Origin of the sequence: Komagataeibacter xylinus (assembly GCF_031081985.1) — a bacterium.
Lineage (GTDB): Bacteria > Pseudomonadota > Alphaproteobacteria > Acetobacterales > Acetobacteraceae > Komagataeibacter > Komagataeibacter xylinus_E.
Genome location: NZ_JARWSK010000007.1, coordinates 112,940 through 127,103, shown reverse-complemented (window position 1 = coordinate 127,103; position 14,164 = coordinate 112,940). Strand labels below are relative to the sequence as shown.

Genomic DNA, 14,164 nt, shown 5'->3' with positions numbered 1-14,164 from the left:
GGTAAGAATATACTGCGCTGTAATGGCGTTACACGCGCGTTGCCGCAACCCTGTCAACGCGCACGGTGGCCAGATCATGCACATAAATCACCTGTACCTGCCCTGCCCGCCCCCCCACCGGGGCGGTAAGTGCGGGGTTGCTGTCGGCGGAAAACAGCACGGTACACTTCACCCCAAGGGCTGCGGCCATGTGCATGGGGCCGGTATCATTGCCCACCGCCCAGGCCGCACGCGCCAGCACGCCGCCGAGTTCGAGCAAGGTGGTGCGCCCGGTCAGGTCCACCGCATCGGGGCAGGTGTTGCGGATGATGCGGGCCAGCCCGGCCTCGCCCTTCCCGCCCACGATCACGGGCAGCAGCCCCTGCACGTGCAGGCGCACGGCAAGGGCGGCGTAGCGCTCCACCGGCCAGCGCTTGGCCGGGCGGTGGGCGGCGGCACCGGGCACGAGCACCGCGTAGGGCGCGGGCAGCACGGGACCACCCTGTGCCAGCCATGACAGGTCGGGGTCGGGCAGGTGGTCGAGTCCCGCCTGCCTGAGCTGGTCGCGCTGGCGCGCGCGGGTGTGCATGAAGCGCCGCTGGGGGTTGTCATGCGCCGCCTGCGCGCCCCGGCCGATTCCCGACCACGCCCTGCGCCCCGAAAGATGAAAGTAGCGCGTGCTGCGCCCCGAGGTCTGCAGGTCGTAAACGAAATCATACCCGCGCAGCATGCGCCGCAGCGCCATGATGGCGGCAATATCGCGCCATGGCGGCCTGCGGTCGAGCAGCACGTGGTCGAACCACGGGCAGGCGCTGCCGAGTTCAGCGAAGGGTGGCTGGGTCAGCAGGTCCACCTCATCATGGGCATGATGGGCGCGGATGGCGGCGAAAGGTGCAAAGGACTGCACAAAATCGCCCAGCGCGCCCAGGCGGATGACAAGAATGCGGGCCATCGGTCAGGGTGCCTCGGGATCGGTTTCCAGCAACGCGAGATCCTGGCGCGCAAGATCGGCCTCATCCGAATCCGGGGCCTGCTTCACCACGTCGAGCCAGTCAGCGCGGGCCTGTTCCATATGTCCCTGGCGCTGGTACAGAATGCCGCGCTCGAGCAGGGCAGCGCCGTTATGAGGCATGTCGTGCAGGGCAGCGTTGATATCATCCATGCCCTGGGCAATGCGCCCGAGCTTGCGCCACGCCCCCGCCCGCGCCACCAGCGCCTCGTCACGCGCGGCAGGTGCGGATGGCAGTGGCGTAAGCATGTCGATGGCGCGCTGGGGCTGGCCAAGCTCCACCGCCACCCGCGCATAGACCAGCTTCAGCGCCGGATCATCAGGGGCCAGCGTCAGGCCATAGGTTGCGCTGTCAAAAGCCTGTTGCGGGCTGTCATCGGCCTGCCAGGCGCGGGCCGCCGCCTCCGCAACACTGGCACGGCGCAGGCGGGAGGCCGGTGTTTCGGCCACTTCCTGCCTGCTGCCCCGTCGGTTCGCGGGCGGGCCTTCGGGCCAGTCAGGCACGTGGGCCAGACGGTCGAGTTCCGTGGCGGCGGTGGCCACATCGCCCAGTTCCATCTGGGCCAGGGCCGCGCATTGCCCGGCCTCAAGCCCGCCGCCATGGCTGCGCCAGTCCTCGGCATAATCGCGGGCGCCATCGGGGTCATCGGCCAGGGTGGCGGTGCAGTGGCTGAAATCCCAGCTCTCTGGCACTGCGGGCGCGGGCGGGGTGGATGAGGGCGTGGCGACGGGGGGCGGCACTTCTTTTACGGGCGGGGTTTCATCGGCCCGGGCGCGCCCGCATGCAAGGCCCGCGGCCAGCACGAGGCCAAAAGCCATGAAACCCGTATGCCGGGCGCACGAAAGCACCGGCACCGGCCCTACGGCAGGGCTGCGCCATGCGGCAGGCGCGCAGAAGGATGGCTGGGCAAAAGGTCTCATTAGCGCATTCGTCGGCCTGCCTGCGGCCAAGGTCAAGGCCAAAGCCCCATTGACCCGCAGACCGTGCAGTTCCATTGCGTTCGTGGTATGGTGAAATGTGATGCAAACCGTTACTGACCGACCCGTCATCCTGCAGGTGCTGCCAGCACTCGAATCCGGCGGGATAGAACATGGCACGCTGGAAATGGCGCAGGCCATCGTACAAGCTGGCGGCACGGCGCTGGTGGCCAGTGCGGGCGGGCGCCTCGTGCCACGCCTGAAATATATTGGCGCAACCCCCATCGCACTCGAACTCGGGGCCAAGAACCCCTTCTCCATCATGCGCAACGCCAGCAGGCTGCGCCATGTCATGGCCGAGCACGGCGTCAACCTGGTGCATGCCCGCTCACGCGCGCCCGCCTGGGCGGCGTCGCTTGCCTGCCGCAGGGCGGGCGTGCCGCTGGTCACCACGTGGCATGGGGTGCATGCGGCCAACCTGCCGGGCAAGAAGCGCTATAACAGCGTGCTGGCCTCGGGCGCGCGGGTCATTGCCATCAGCCAGTACATCGCCACCCGCCTGCGCGATGAATACAAGGTGGGCGACGACCGCCTGCGCCTGATCCCGCGCGGGGCGGACATGCTGCGCTTCGACCCGCACAACGTGCGCGGCAACCGGGTGCAGAAGCTTATGGGGCTGTGGCAGATCCCCGATGACGCCACGGTCATCATGCTGCCCGCGCGCGTGACCGGGTGGAAAGGCCACGCCGTGCTGATCGAGGCGCTGGCCCATCTTGCCCGCACGGAAGGCTTCAGCCAGGACTGGGTGTGCATTTTCGTGGGCGAGGCCAACGCGAAGGAAGGCCGCGCGCTCGTGGCGCAGGCCGAGCGCAGCGGCATTGCGGCCAACCTGCGCTTTGCAGGCCACTGTGCCGACATGCCCGCCGCCATGATGCTGGCCGACATGATCGTGGTGCCCTCACGCAGGCCCGAGCCGTTTGGCCGCGTGGTGGTGGAGGCGCAGGCCATGGGCCGCCCCGTGATCGTGGCCGCCCATGGCGCCGCACTGGAAACGGTGGAGAATGGCGTGACCGGCTTTGCCTTCCCCCCCGATGACGCGCAGGCGCTCGCCGCATGCATCCACCACGTGGCCGGGCTGTCGGCTCAGGAACGCGCCGAGCTTGCCGTGCACGCGCGCGAAAATGTGCTGCTGCATTATTCCACCGGGGCCATGCAATATGCGACCCTGTGCGTTTATGATGAACTCCTGCACACCCGGCTGGCGGATACGTTCTATCACGCCACCATGATGGGCAGCCCGGAATGGGATGAGGGCGCCCTGACCGAGGCAGGCTGAAGGATGGCGCGCCGCAATTATGTCATATGCGGCGCAACAATACCTTGATCTGCCTCATGGCCGCCCCAAAACCATGGCTGAGCATCCAGCCCGGAGCATGGGCCATATGCAAGGGGCGGTTTTACAGTCGACAACCCGGCTGAAATTCTTCACCCATGCACATTCTGATTCCTGGCGGACGGGGATGCCCGCTGACCGCCGTTTAACGTGAACACTTCGGGACTGCACCACATGAACCAGATTTCCCCCGTCCAGACAGACACCGCCACCACGGCAGCCACGCCCGACCTGCGGCGGGTCAATTCCAACCCGGATTTCTGGTATCCGGTCGCGTGGTCGGCCGACCTGCGCCGCAACAAGACGCTGGCCGTCAGCTTTGCGGGCATTCCCATGGTGCTCGTCCGCCCCGAGGAAGGTAGCGTCTTCGCCCTGTTCGACCGCTGCCCCCACCGCCAGGTGCCGCTGAGCAAGGGCACCGTCAATGGCCAGACCGTGCGCTGCTGCTATCATGGCTGGGCGTTTGGCCGCTCGGGCCGCTGCATCGATGTGCCCTATCTGGGCAAGGGCAAGATGCCCAACGGCGTGCGCACCTTCCCCGTGCGTGAGGCAGGCGGGCTGATCTTTGTCTTCCCCGGCGATGCATCCAAGGCGGACAGCACCCCCTTCCCCAAACTCGCGCAGACCGACAACCCCAAATACAAGACCAAGCATTTCAGCCCGCGCGTGAACTGCCACTACACCTTCATGCACGAGAACCTGATGGACATGAACCATCAGTTCCTGCACCGCCGCCAGATGGGCCAGATCAAGGCGCGCTTCCTTGGCCAGGACAAGGGCGAGGACTTCATCGAGGCCCGCTACAGCTTCATGCGCTGCGCAGGCCAGCAGCCCCTGGCCGAGCGCCTGATCTTTGGCAAGCACAAGGACCTCAACGGCCGCGAGCAGCCCGTCGAGGAAGTCGTGACCATCCGCACCGAATACCCGTACCAGACCCTGCGCATCACCGACAAGGATGGTGACCTGATCATGGATCTGTGGACGGCCTACGTGCCGGTGGACAAGGACGAGCGCATCACGCAGTCCTTCGGGCTGCTGTCCATCCTGCGCCCGCAGACTCCGCTGCTGATCGACCTGATCTGGCCCGCGCTGGGCTGGTTCACCAACCGCATCTTCCTTGAAGACAAGGAAATCGTGGAACTCGAGCAGGCAGCGTGGAACGAGGTTGGCCACGACCGCAATGTCGAGATCTTCCCCGTGGTGAAGGCGCTGCGCGAGCTGCTCACGCGCTGCGGCATTCCGCAGGATGCGGCACCGCAGGCGGAAGCGGCCGCAGCACCCGCTTCCTGCCCCACCGAACCCGAAACCACGGCCTGAGTGCTGCGCCAGCCACGCCCCGATGGCGTGGCTGGCCATGCCCTTTGAACGAAACACCGCCATGACCGACCGGCCTGACACCCCCCGCCTGACCGACAGGGCCGAAGCCGCCCGCCTTGCCCGCCTCGAGCGTGAGGCCGAAGCCCTGCGCGCCAACCTGCGGCGGCGCAAGCAGCAGAGCCGTGCGCGCACCGCGCCACCCGAGGCCGCACCGCAGGACACATCCGGCAACGAAGCGTGATTTTGCCGGTTGCGGTTGGCCGATCACTTCGTTAGTGGTCGCGCAAGCTGCGGGGCACGCCCTGCGCGCAATCCATGCCGGAGGAACGGACACCATGCCCATAATGCCTGATACGTGGATTCGCCGCATGGCCACGGAACACGGCATGATCGAGCCGTTCGTGGAAAAACAGAGCCGTGAAGGCGTGATTTCCTTCGGCCTGTCCTCCTATGGCTACGATGCGCGCATCGCCAACGAATTCAAGATTTTCACCGACGTGGACAACGCGGTGGTCGACCCCAAGAACTTTGCCGAGAACAGCTTCGTCACCCGCCATGGCGACTGCTGCACCATCCCGCCGCACAGCTTCGTGCTGGCGCATACGGTCGAGTATTTCCGCATCCCGCGCGACACGCTGGTGGTGTGCCTTGGCAAGTCCACCTATGCGCGCTGCGGCATCATTGTGAACGTGACGCCGCTGGAGCCGGAATGGGAGGGCCAGGTCACGATCGAGATCAGCAACACCACGCCGCTGCCCGCGCGCATCTATGCCAATGAGGGCATCTGCCAGTTTCTGTTCTTTCAGGGGGCCTCGCCGTGCGAGGTCAGCTACGCCGACCGCAAGGGCAAATACATGGGGCAGGTCGGCGTCGCCCCACCGCGCATGTAAGCAGGGACTGCAAGCCTATGGACCGTTTCATCATCCACGGCGGCCACCCGCTGCGTGGCGACATCGTTATTGGCGGGGCCAAGAACTCCGCCCTCAAGCTGCTGGTGGCCGGCCTGCTCACGCCCGAGAAGCTGGTGCTCGAAAACGTGCCCCGCATTGCCGATATCCGCACCATGCGCCGCCTGCTCGCGCAGCACGGGCTGAGCGTGGAAGACGTGAGCGGTGACGGCGGCACGCTTTCGGTAGGCGGCGAGATCACCAATACGGAAGCGCCGTACGACATCGTCTCCATGATGCGCGCCTCGATTCTGGTGCTCGGCCCGCTGCTGGCCCGCTGTGGCGAGGCGCGCGTGTCGCTGCCCGGCGGCTGCGCCATCGGCACCCGCCCCGTTGACCTGCACCTCAAGGCGCTGGAAACGCTGGGAGCGAAGATCACGCTCGAGAACGGCTACATCCATGCCGAGGCGCCCAACGGGCTGAAGGGCGAGCGGGTCATCCTGCCTTTCGCCTCGGTGGGGGCGACAGAGAACCTGCTCATGGCGGCCTCGCTGGCCAAGGGCCGCACCGAGATTATCAATGCCGCGCGCGAGCCTGAAATTGGTGACCTGGTGGGCTGCCTCAACGCCATGGGCGCGCGCATCAGCGGCGTCGGCACCGGCAAGCTGGTCATTGACGGGGTCGAGGGACTGCACGGCGCGCGCTACCGCGTCATGCCCGACCGCATCGAATGCGGCACCTATGCCTGTGCCGCCGCCATTACGGGGGGCGAGCTGCGCCTTGTGGGCGGTCAGGTCGAGCATCTCGGCGCCGTGGTGCGCGCGCTGGAGGAAGCGGGCGTGGAAATGGTGCAGGAGGAGGGTGCCGTGCGCGTGCAGCGCACCGGCGCGCTGCGCGGGGTCGATATCATGACCGAGCCCTATCCCGGCTTCCCCACCGACATGCAGGCGCAGTTCATGGCCCTGCTCTCGGTGGCGGAAGGCGCGTCGATGGTGACCGAAACCATTTTCGAGAACCGCTTCATGCATGTGCCCGAACTCAACCGCATGGGCGCGCGCATCAACGTGCATGGCTCATCGGCCATCATCCGCGGCGTGCATTCGCTCTCGGGCGCGCCGGTCATGGCGACCGACCTGCGGGCCTCGTTCTCGCTCATCCTGGCCGGGCTTGCCGCCCATGGCGAGACGATCCTGAGCCGGGTCTATCACCTTGACCGTGGCTATGAGGCGGTCGAGCGCAAGCTGGCACAGGTGGGCGCCCATATCGAGCGCGTTTCAGGCTGAGGCTGCTGCCCTGACAAAAGGGCGCTTCCTGCATGATGGCGGAATGTGGTATGCGCGCATGTCACTTACAGCCCGCCCGCGATTGCGGCGGGCCTGCCTTCACGCGCGGAGAATGCATTGACCGTCCTGTCACCGGCCCAGACCGCCATTCCGGAAACGGATAGCCCGCTGGTACTCGCCCTGCCCAAGGGCCGTATCCTCAAAGCCGCGGCGCCGCTTCTGCATTTGGCGGGCATCGTGCCCGGCCCGGACTTCAACGACGACAAGAGCCGCCTGCTGCGTTTCGAGACCAACGACCCCGGCATTGACGTGGTGCGCGTGCGCTCGTTCGATGTGGCGACCTTCGTGGCCTTTGGCGGCGCGCAGATCGGTATCTGCGGCGCCGATGTGCTGATGGAGTTCGACTACCCCGAAATCTATGCCCCGCTTGACCTGGGCATTGGTGGGTGCCGTATTTCCATCGCCCGGCCCCGCGATCGCAGCGGGCAGGAAGATAACCCCAACCGCCTCTCGCAGGTGCGGGTGGCGACCAAGTATCCCTCGCTCACGCGGCGGCATTTCGCGGCACGCGGCATCAATGCCTCCATCGTGCACCTGCATGGCGCGATGGAACTGGCCCCGGTGCTCGACCTTTCGCACCTGATCGTTGATCTGGTTGATACCGGCTCCACGCTGCGCGCCAACGGGCTGGAGGAAACCCAGACCATCGCCCACATCACCAGCCGCCTGATCGTGAACCGCACGGCGCTGAAAACCCAGCCCGAGCGCATTACCGCGATCATCAACCGTTTCCGCGCGGCTCTGGCCAAGGAGCACAAGGCATGAAGCGCCTGACAAGCACCCAGGCGGATTTCCGCACCGAGTTCAAACGCCTGCTGGCCGACCGCGATAGCGACACCGCCCGCGTCGATGGCCCCGTGACCGAGATCCTCGCCGCCGTGCGCAAGCGCGGGGACGAAGCGCTGTGCGAATTCACCAACAGATTTGACCGCACCAACGTCACCCCCGCCACCCTGCGCATCACTCCCGCAGAAGTCGAGGCCGCCTGCGCCGACGTATCCCCTGAACTGCTTGAGGCGCTGGAAGTCGCGGCCACCCGCATCGAATCCTTCCACAAGGCGCAGATGCCCACCGACATGAAATATGTCGACGGCGCAGGCGTGACGCTGGGCATGCGCTGGACGGCGCTGGACTCGGTGGGGCTTTACGTGCCCGGCGGCAAGGCAGCCTACCCCTCCTCCGTGCTGATGAACGCCATCCCCGCCCATGTGGCGGGTGTCGGGCGCATTGCCATGTGCGTGCCCACGCCCGATGGCGTGCTCAACCCGCTCGTGCTCGCCGCCGCCCGCCGCGCTGGCGTGACCGAGATCTACCGCGTGGGCGGGGCGCAGGCCGTTGGCGCCATGGCTTACGGCACTGCCACCATCGCCCCGGTTGACCGCGTGGTGGGGCCGGGCAACGCCTATGTGGCCGAAGCCAAGCGGCAGGTGTTCGGCACGGTGGGCATCGACAGCATTGCAGGCCCGTCGGAAGTGGTGGTGATTGCCGATGGCAACAACGACCCCCGCGCCATCGCCCTTGACCTGCTGGCCCAGGCCGAGCACGACCCCATGGCCCAGTCCATCCTGATCACGCCCGATGCGGGCATGGCGGCGCAGGTGGAACAGGCGGTGGCCAAGGAACTCGAGACCCTGCCACGCGCCGAGATCGCCCGCACAAGCTGGGATGCGCATGGCGCGATCATTACCGTGCGCGACCTTGATGAAGCGGCTGACCTTGTAAACGAGATCGCGCCGGAGCATCTGGAACTCATGATCGACAATCCGCAGCCGGTTTTTGACCGGGTGCGGCATGCAGGCGCGATCTTCGTGGGGCGCTACTGCCCCGAGGCGATCGGTGATTACGTGGGCGGGCCGAACCATGTGCTGCCCACCAGCCGCACGGCACGGTTCTCATCGGGGCTTTCGGTGTTCGACTTCATCAAGCGCACCACGTTCATCGAGGCGCAGGCCGATTCGCTGCGTAAGATCGGGCCTGCCGCCGTAAGCCTTGCCGAGGCCGAAGGGCTTGATGCCCATGCCCTGAGTGTGGCCGTACGGCTGGCAAAGCTTGACGGCGCGCCATAACGGAACTTGACCCCGGCGGCGAGTCTCCCCACATAAACCAACCGTACTGCGCCGCGGGCCCGCGGCAGGACGGCACTTTTGATGATTGAAGGACACGATGTCTAAAGAAGACATGATCGAATTCAGCGGCACGGTTACCGAACTGCTGCCCAATGCCATGTTCCGCGTTACACTGGACAACGAGCACACCATCCTCGCGCATACCAGCGGCAAGATGCGCAAGAACCGCATCCGCGTGCTCGCCGGTGACCGCGTGAATGTGGAAATGACGCCTTATGACCTGACAAAGGGTCGCATCACCTTCCGCTTCAAGTAAGCCGCCCTTGTCGGTCATGACCGGAACCACCGCGCCCGGCGGCGCGGCGGCGGAGGTGCGGCTTGTCCTTGCCTCGGCTTCACCCCGCAGGCTTGACCTGCTGCGCCAGATCGGGCTTGTGCCCGGTCAGGTCTTTCCTGCCAATATCGATGAAACGCCCGGCCGTGATGAACTGCCGCGCCCCTATGCCGAGCGCCTTGCCGCTCAAAAGGCGGCGCATGTGGCGGGTCAGATCGAAGGCCCGGCCCTCGTGCTCGCTGCCGATACGGTCGTGGCCCTTGGCCGCCGCATCCTGCCCAAGGCGGAAGATGAGCAGACGGCACGCGCCTGCCTTGAACGGCTTTCGGGCCGCCGCCATACCGTCTTTACCGCCATCGCCATTCGCCCCACCGCCGCATGGGCGGCAGGGCGTGCGGGCAACCGCATAGTTGCCAGCACGGTCACGTTCTCGCGCCTCACCCCCGCGCAGATCGATGCGCTCATTGCCGCAGGCGACTGGCAGGGCAAGGCGGGCGGCTACGCCATACAGGGCCATGCGGCGGCGTTCGTGCGCTTCATATCGGGCAGCTACACCGGCATTGTGGGCCTGCCCCTGTTCGAGACAGCCCAGTTGCTGCGCGGGCAGAAGGGAAGCTGGCTTTCGTGAGCGCGCGCATCTGCGCCAGCAGCAGCCCCGGTGAAATCCGCATTGCCGTAACCCTAGATGGGCTGATGCAGGAATTCGCCCTGTGGCGGCCTGACATGCCCGATGGCGTGGGCGATATTTACCGCGCCCGCGTCAGCGCGCATGCGCCCGCGCTTGGTGGCACGTTCGTGACCCTGCCGGGGCAGGAGCAGGCGGGCTTTCTGCCCGATTCGGAAGGGCTTGGCCCGTTGACGCAGGGGCAGACGGTGCTTGTGACCATCACCCGCAGCGCACAGGGCGGCAAGGGCGTGCGGCTTGGCGCGCGCAACCTGCCCCCCGACCTGCCCGGCGGTGCCGACCCCCGGCTGCTGCGGCGTGGCCCCACCCCGCTGGAGCGGCTGGCCGCGCGCTACCCCGATGCGCCCATCGTCATTGATGACGCGGCCATTGCCACGCTTTTGCCTGCCAGCCTGCACCCGCGCCTGTCACGCGCCAGTTCCGCCTTTGACAGCGACCTGCGCGCCCAAGCCGATGCGCTGGAGGAAGCCGCCGTGCCCCTGCCCGGCGGCATGTCGGCCAGCATTACGCCCACCCCGGCCCTGGTTGCGATCGACATGGATGGCGGCACTGCCACCAGCATGGACCGCCGCCCCAAGCAGACCGCGCAGTTTGCCGCCAACCGCGATGCCCTGCCCGACCTGATGCGCCAGTTGCGGCTGCGCAACCTGTCGGGCGCGATCGTGGTTGACGTGGCGGGGCTTGCCATCCGCAAGCGCCGCGCGCTGGGCGATACGATCGAGACCGTGCTGCGCGATGACCCGCTGCGCCCGCGCTTTCTGGGCTTTACGGCGCTGGGCCTGGCCGAGATCGTGCGCCCGCGCGTGCACCCGCCGCTGCATGAACTGTTTCATTCGCGCGAGGGCCGCATGCTGCATGCCCTGCGCGGGCAGATGCAGGCCTATCGCGGCATGCCGCCCAACGGGCAGCCCGTGCGGCTGGCCTGCGGCCATGCTATCATGCAGATGATGCAGGACCATCCGGCCTGGGCGGAGGATTTCATGCGCCTGACCGGGCGCGTGCTTGCGCCCGTTGCCGATACGGCCCTGCCCGCCCATGGCTGGAGATTTGAACCATGACCACGCAGCAGCCGCCCAAAGCCACCCCCTGCCCCATCTGTGGCCAGCCTGCCAGCCCGCGCTACCGGCCGTTCTGTTCCCGGCGTTGCGCGGATGTGGACCTTGGCCGCTGGTTCTCCGGGCAGTATCGCGTGCCCTCGACTGAAATTCCCTCCGAAATGGATGAAAAATACACAAGACGGGTTGATCCCGATGATGAGGTGGAGTAAACGCTTGTCCAACGTCATGACGGCCCAGCCCCATGACCTAGCCGGACTAACGGCCCGGTGCCCAAGTAGCTCAGTTGGTAGAGCATGCGACTGAAAATCGCAGTGTCACTGGTTCGATCCCGGTCTTGGGCACCATTCAATCCAATAAATTTATCATAGTAAGCTGATAACCAACTGCATATGCAGAGTGGATGCAACTTTGTGCGTCCGCAATTGGCTGTCATCTGGCCTGATGCAGGCCCACCCTGCGGTTTGCCACAAAAAGGGCAACCCATGCACTGACCCCATATCCCCACAGCAGCCATGCCGCGCCAAGACGTGCAGTCCGTTCATCGGTTGTATAGACTGCATGAAACCAGCGTAGTGCGATGCCATCAATCAGCATGGCATCGGCCAGTACGAGCAGGCAGCCCGCAACGATCTGCTGCGGCGCGAGCCTGGCGAGGCGGACGGTCAGCCAGATACAGAGCCAGCAGACCGGAATGCTGGTAATGAACCCGATATCCCCACGCAGGGGATCAGTCACAAACACGGGCATGAAGCGAATATAGAGTGTCGCCAGCAACCAGAAGGAAACGGCAAGCGATGTGCAGATCACGATCTGCCTTGGGCGCAACATCATGGTTCGTCCTTTCATATGTAGCACCCACTACATATCAGAACCATGTAGCATGCGCTACATTTTCTGCATGAAACCGTCAACTGACCGCACGCGTACCGCCCGGGGCGACAAAGCGGCCCGCCATACGGCCCTGACCGCCGAGATCGCGACGATTGTCCTGCATGAAGGGCTGGGGGATATGAGCGTGCGCGCGCTGGCGGCCCGGCTCGGCACAAGCGATCGCATGCTGCTTTATTATTTCACGACCCGTGAGCAGATGATCCTGGCCGTGCTGCACGAAATCAGTGATCGTCTGAGCCATCTGCTGGCGGGGCATAGTACGGGGCCACGCCTGTCGCCGGGGCAGTTTCTGACGCGCGTGCTCGCGCTTGCCCATGAGGCGGACGTTGCCCCCTTCATGCAGGTATGGACCGATGTCATCGCTCGTGGTGCCAGAGGGATGCAACCCTATGACAGCGTCGCGCGCGATGTGGTCCGGGCCTGGATGGCATGGATCGATTCACGCCTGACTCCACTGCCCACGGGTGCCCAGCCGGGCCGGGCGGCGGCCATCCTTTCCATCGTGGAAGGCATAAGCCTGCTGGAAGCCGCCAGCCCGGGCAGCACAACGGGGGTCGCGGCCTATCTGGCTGCGCTGTCAGACCCCGCGCCGCCCCGGCCTGACAGCCCGTAACGGACAGCTTATCCGTGCTGTCAGGCGTGCCTTGGGCATATTGCCTGAACATGCGCGAAAAACAGCCTTTCTGGGGTGCTGCCTTTTTTCAAAACGGCGGTGTTCGTTGAAGCTTTTTGAAAAAAGCTTCGCCAAAAATTTTCTTATGATTACGGGATGTTTTCTGAGCTAACTTTTCAAACAGTCTCTTAAAAAGAACGCCGCTTTCCTCAAGAAAAGCGGCGTCCGGATTTTTTGATTACATGCCGCAAAAGCGGTCTTGTCAGGTCACCGCGTTCAGGCCGTGCGCGGGCGATCCGTGGCTTCAAACAGCAGCGGTTCACCCTGCGCGGTAGGCGCAAGCTGGTTTTCCCACATGACCACGTTGCCGCGGATGATGGTGCCCATGGGGCGGCCCGTCAGTTCATCGCCCACAAACGGCGACCAGCCACATTTGGAGGCCAGCCATTCCTGCTGCACCGTCCAGCGCGCGCCAAGATCGACCACCGAGAAATCCGCGTCATACCCCACCGCGATGCGCCCCTTGCGCACCAGCCCGAACAGGCGCTGCGGGCCAGCCGATGTCATGTCCACCAGGCGGCGCAGCGACAGCCGGCCCTGCGCCACATGGTTGAGCATGAGCGGCAGCAGGGTCTGCACGCCCGGCATGCCCGATGGGGTATCGGGATACGCGCGCTGCTTGGCCGCGAGCGGATGGGGCGCATGGTCCGAGCCGATAATGTCGGGCACGCCCTGGCCCATCCAGTACCACAGCCCGTCGCGGTATTTCTGGCCGCGGATGGGCGGGTTCATCTGCGCCAGCGTGCCAAGCCGGGCATACGCGTCCTCGCCTGCCAGCGTCAGGTGCTGCGGCGTTACCTCGCAACTGGCAATGTCCTTGTGGCCGGACAGAAACTCAAGTTCCGCCGGGGTGGTGATGTGCAGCACATGGATGCGCCGCCCCGTGCGCCGCGCCAGTTGCACGATGCGCCGTGTTGCGCGCAGGGCCGTTTCCTCATCGCGCCAGACCGGGTGGCTCGACGGGTCGCCTGCCTTGCGCTCCCCCATGCGCTCATGCAGGCGGGTCTCGTCCTCGGCATGGATCGCAACACGGCGGCGGCCCGAGCGTAGCACCCGCTCCAGCACCGCATCATCGGACACCAGCAGGCTGCCGGTGGAAGACCCCATGAAAATCTTGATCCCCGCCATGCCCGGCAGCATTTCCAGCTCGGCGCAGCGATCGGCGTTATCGGTCGTGGCCCCCACATAGAAGGCATGGTCGCACCACATGCGCCCGCGCGCGTGCTCCAGCTTGGCCACCACCGCCTCGGGGCAATCGGTGGGCGGCTTTGTGTTGGGCATTTCAAACACGGCGGTGACGCCACCCATCACGGCGGCAAGGCTGCCGGTGGCCAGGTCTTCCGCCGCCGTCAGCCCCGGCTCGCGAAAATGCACCTGCGTGTCGATCACGCCAGGCAGCACAGTCAGCCCCGTGCAGTCAATGACCCGGCCCGCGTCACCGACGCCGCCAATGCGGGCAATCCGCCCGTCACGCACGTAAACATCGGTCACAACCGTGGCGTCCGGCAGGACAACGCTGCCATTTTTCAGACAGAGATCAAAAATGGGTAAGGTCATGGAATTATCCTGTGGCCATGAACCCGTAACCGACCGCATGCGGCAGGCGGGCGC

The 14,164-nt window shown here is 65.7% G+C and carries 16 protein-coding genes and 1 tRNA gene; 13 read left to right on the top strand and 4 right to left on the bottom strand.

Annotated features, from left to right (window positions below):
• Positions 1-28: 28 nt before the first annotated feature.
• Both QEG70_RS13845 and QEG70_RS13840 read right to left on the bottom strand, forming a co-directional pair.
• Positions 29-931 carry a glycosyltransferase family 9 protein gene (locus tag QEG70_RS13845; protein ID WP_308721206.1) on the bottom strand — a complete coding sequence of 301 codons (903 nt, stop codon included), beginning with the start codon at positions 929-931 and terminating at the stop codon, positions 29-31.
• A gap of 3 nt (positions 932-934) precedes the next feature.
• Positions 935-1,909, bottom strand: a complete 975-nt coding sequence (locus QEG70_RS13840; RefSeq protein ID WP_308721205.1) for a tetratricopeptide repeat protein — start codon at positions 1,907-1,909, stop codon at positions 935-937.
• 100 nt (positions 1,910-2,009) lie between these two features.
• Between QEG70_RS13840 and QEG70_RS13835 the strand changes: the two genes are divergently transcribed.
• The 12 genes from QEG70_RS13835 (at position 2,010) to QEG70_RS13780 (ending at position 11,333) form a co-directional block, all read left to right on the top strand.
• Positions 2,010-3,242 (top strand): glycosyltransferase family 4 protein, encoded by a 1,233-nt coding sequence (locus tag QEG70_RS13835; RefSeq protein ID WP_308721204.1) that lies wholly within the window; start codon positions 2,010-2,012, stop codon positions 3,240-3,242.
• Between the two features lie 231 nt (positions 3,243-3,473).
• Positions 3,474-4,616 carry an aromatic ring-hydroxylating dioxygenase subunit alpha gene (locus tag QEG70_RS13830; protein WP_308721203.1) on the top strand — a complete coding sequence of 381 codons (1,143 nt, stop codon included), beginning with the start codon at positions 3,474-3,476 and terminating at the stop codon, positions 4,614-4,616.
• 37 nt (positions 4,617-4,653) lie between these two features.
• Positions 4,654-4,857: a hypothetical protein gene (locus tag QEG70_RS13825; RefSeq protein ID WP_408887019.1), complete on the top strand. Its 204-nt coding sequence runs from the start codon at positions 4,654-4,656 to the stop codon at positions 4,855-4,857.
• A gap of 94 nt (positions 4,858-4,951) precedes the next feature.
• Positions 4,952-5,506 carry a dCTP deaminase gene (gene dcd, locus QEG70_RS13820; protein WP_061273403.1) on the top strand — a complete coding sequence of 185 codons (555 nt, stop codon included), beginning with the start codon at positions 4,952-4,954 and terminating at the stop codon, positions 5,504-5,506.
• A gap of 17 nt (positions 5,507-5,523) precedes the next feature.
• Positions 5,524-6,786: a UDP-N-acetylglucosamine 1-carboxyvinyltransferase gene (gene murA / locus QEG70_RS13815; RefSeq protein ID WP_308721202.1), complete on the top strand. Its 1,263-nt coding sequence runs from the start codon at positions 5,524-5,526 to the stop codon at positions 6,784-6,786.
• A 45-nt stretch (positions 6,787-6,831) separates the two neighbouring features.
• Positions 6,832-7,611 carry an ATP phosphoribosyltransferase gene (hisG, locus tag QEG70_RS13810; RefSeq protein WP_308721201.1) on the top strand — a complete coding sequence of 260 codons (780 nt, stop codon included), beginning with the start codon at positions 6,832-6,834 and terminating at the stop codon, positions 7,609-7,611.
• Positions 7,608-8,912: a histidinol dehydrogenase gene (hisD, locus tag QEG70_RS13805; RefSeq protein WP_308721200.1), complete on the top strand. Its 1,305-nt coding sequence runs from the start codon at positions 7,608-7,610 to the stop codon at positions 8,910-8,912. The genes hisG and hisD overlap by 4 nt, the downstream gene beginning before the upstream one ends.
• Positions 8,913-9,009: 97 nt before the next feature.
• Positions 9,010-9,228, top strand: a complete 219-nt coding sequence (infA, locus tag QEG70_RS13800) for a translation initiation factor IF-1 (RefSeq protein ID WP_010508114.1) — start codon at positions 9,010-9,012, stop codon at positions 9,226-9,228.
• Positions 9,229-9,244: 16 nt separating this feature from the next.
• Entirely contained in the window at positions 9,245-9,874 is a 630-nt protein-coding gene (locus QEG70_RS13795; RefSeq protein ID WP_308721199.1) for a Maf family protein, read from the top strand.
• On the top strand, positions 9,871-10,989 hold the full coding sequence (locus QEG70_RS13790; RefSeq protein WP_308721198.1) for a ribonuclease E/G: 1,119 nt from the start codon (positions 9,871-9,873) through the stop codon (positions 10,987-10,989). The genes QEG70_RS13795 and QEG70_RS13790 overlap by 4 nt, the downstream gene beginning before the upstream one ends.
• Positions 10,986-11,198 carry a DNA gyrase inhibitor YacG gene (locus tag QEG70_RS13785; protein WP_308721197.1) on the top strand — a complete coding sequence of 71 codons (213 nt, stop codon included), beginning with the start codon at positions 10,986-10,988 and terminating at the stop codon, positions 11,196-11,198. Before QEG70_RS13790 ends, QEG70_RS13785 begins: the two co-directional genes overlap by 4 nt.
• Positions 11,199-11,257: 59 nt before the next feature.
• Positions 11,258-11,333, top strand: a tRNA-Phe gene (locus QEG70_RS13780).
• An 85-nt stretch (positions 11,334-11,418) separates the two neighbouring features.
• Here the strand turns inward: QEG70_RS13780 and QEG70_RS13775 are convergent.
• The gene (locus tag QEG70_RS13775) at positions 11,419-11,820 is read right to left on the bottom strand and encodes a DUF5367 family protein (RefSeq protein ID WP_308721196.1); all 402 of its coding nucleotides are present in this window, start codon (positions 11,818-11,820) and stop codon (positions 11,419-11,421) included.
• 67 nt (positions 11,821-11,887) lie between these two features.
• Here QEG70_RS13775 and QEG70_RS13770 point away from each other — a divergent pair, with 67 nt between their 5' ends.
• Entirely contained in the window at positions 11,888-12,493 is a 606-nt protein-coding gene (locus tag QEG70_RS13770) for a TetR/AcrR family transcriptional regulator (protein WP_308721195.1), read from the top strand.
• Between the two features lie 276 nt (positions 12,494-12,769).
• Here the strand turns inward: QEG70_RS13770 and QEG70_RS13765 are convergent, their stop codons facing one another.
• Positions 12,770-14,110: a dihydroorotase gene (locus tag QEG70_RS13765; protein WP_308721194.1), complete on the bottom strand. Its 1,341-nt coding sequence runs from the start codon at positions 14,108-14,110 to the stop codon at positions 12,770-12,772.
• Positions 14,111-14,164: the final 54 nt, after the last annotated feature.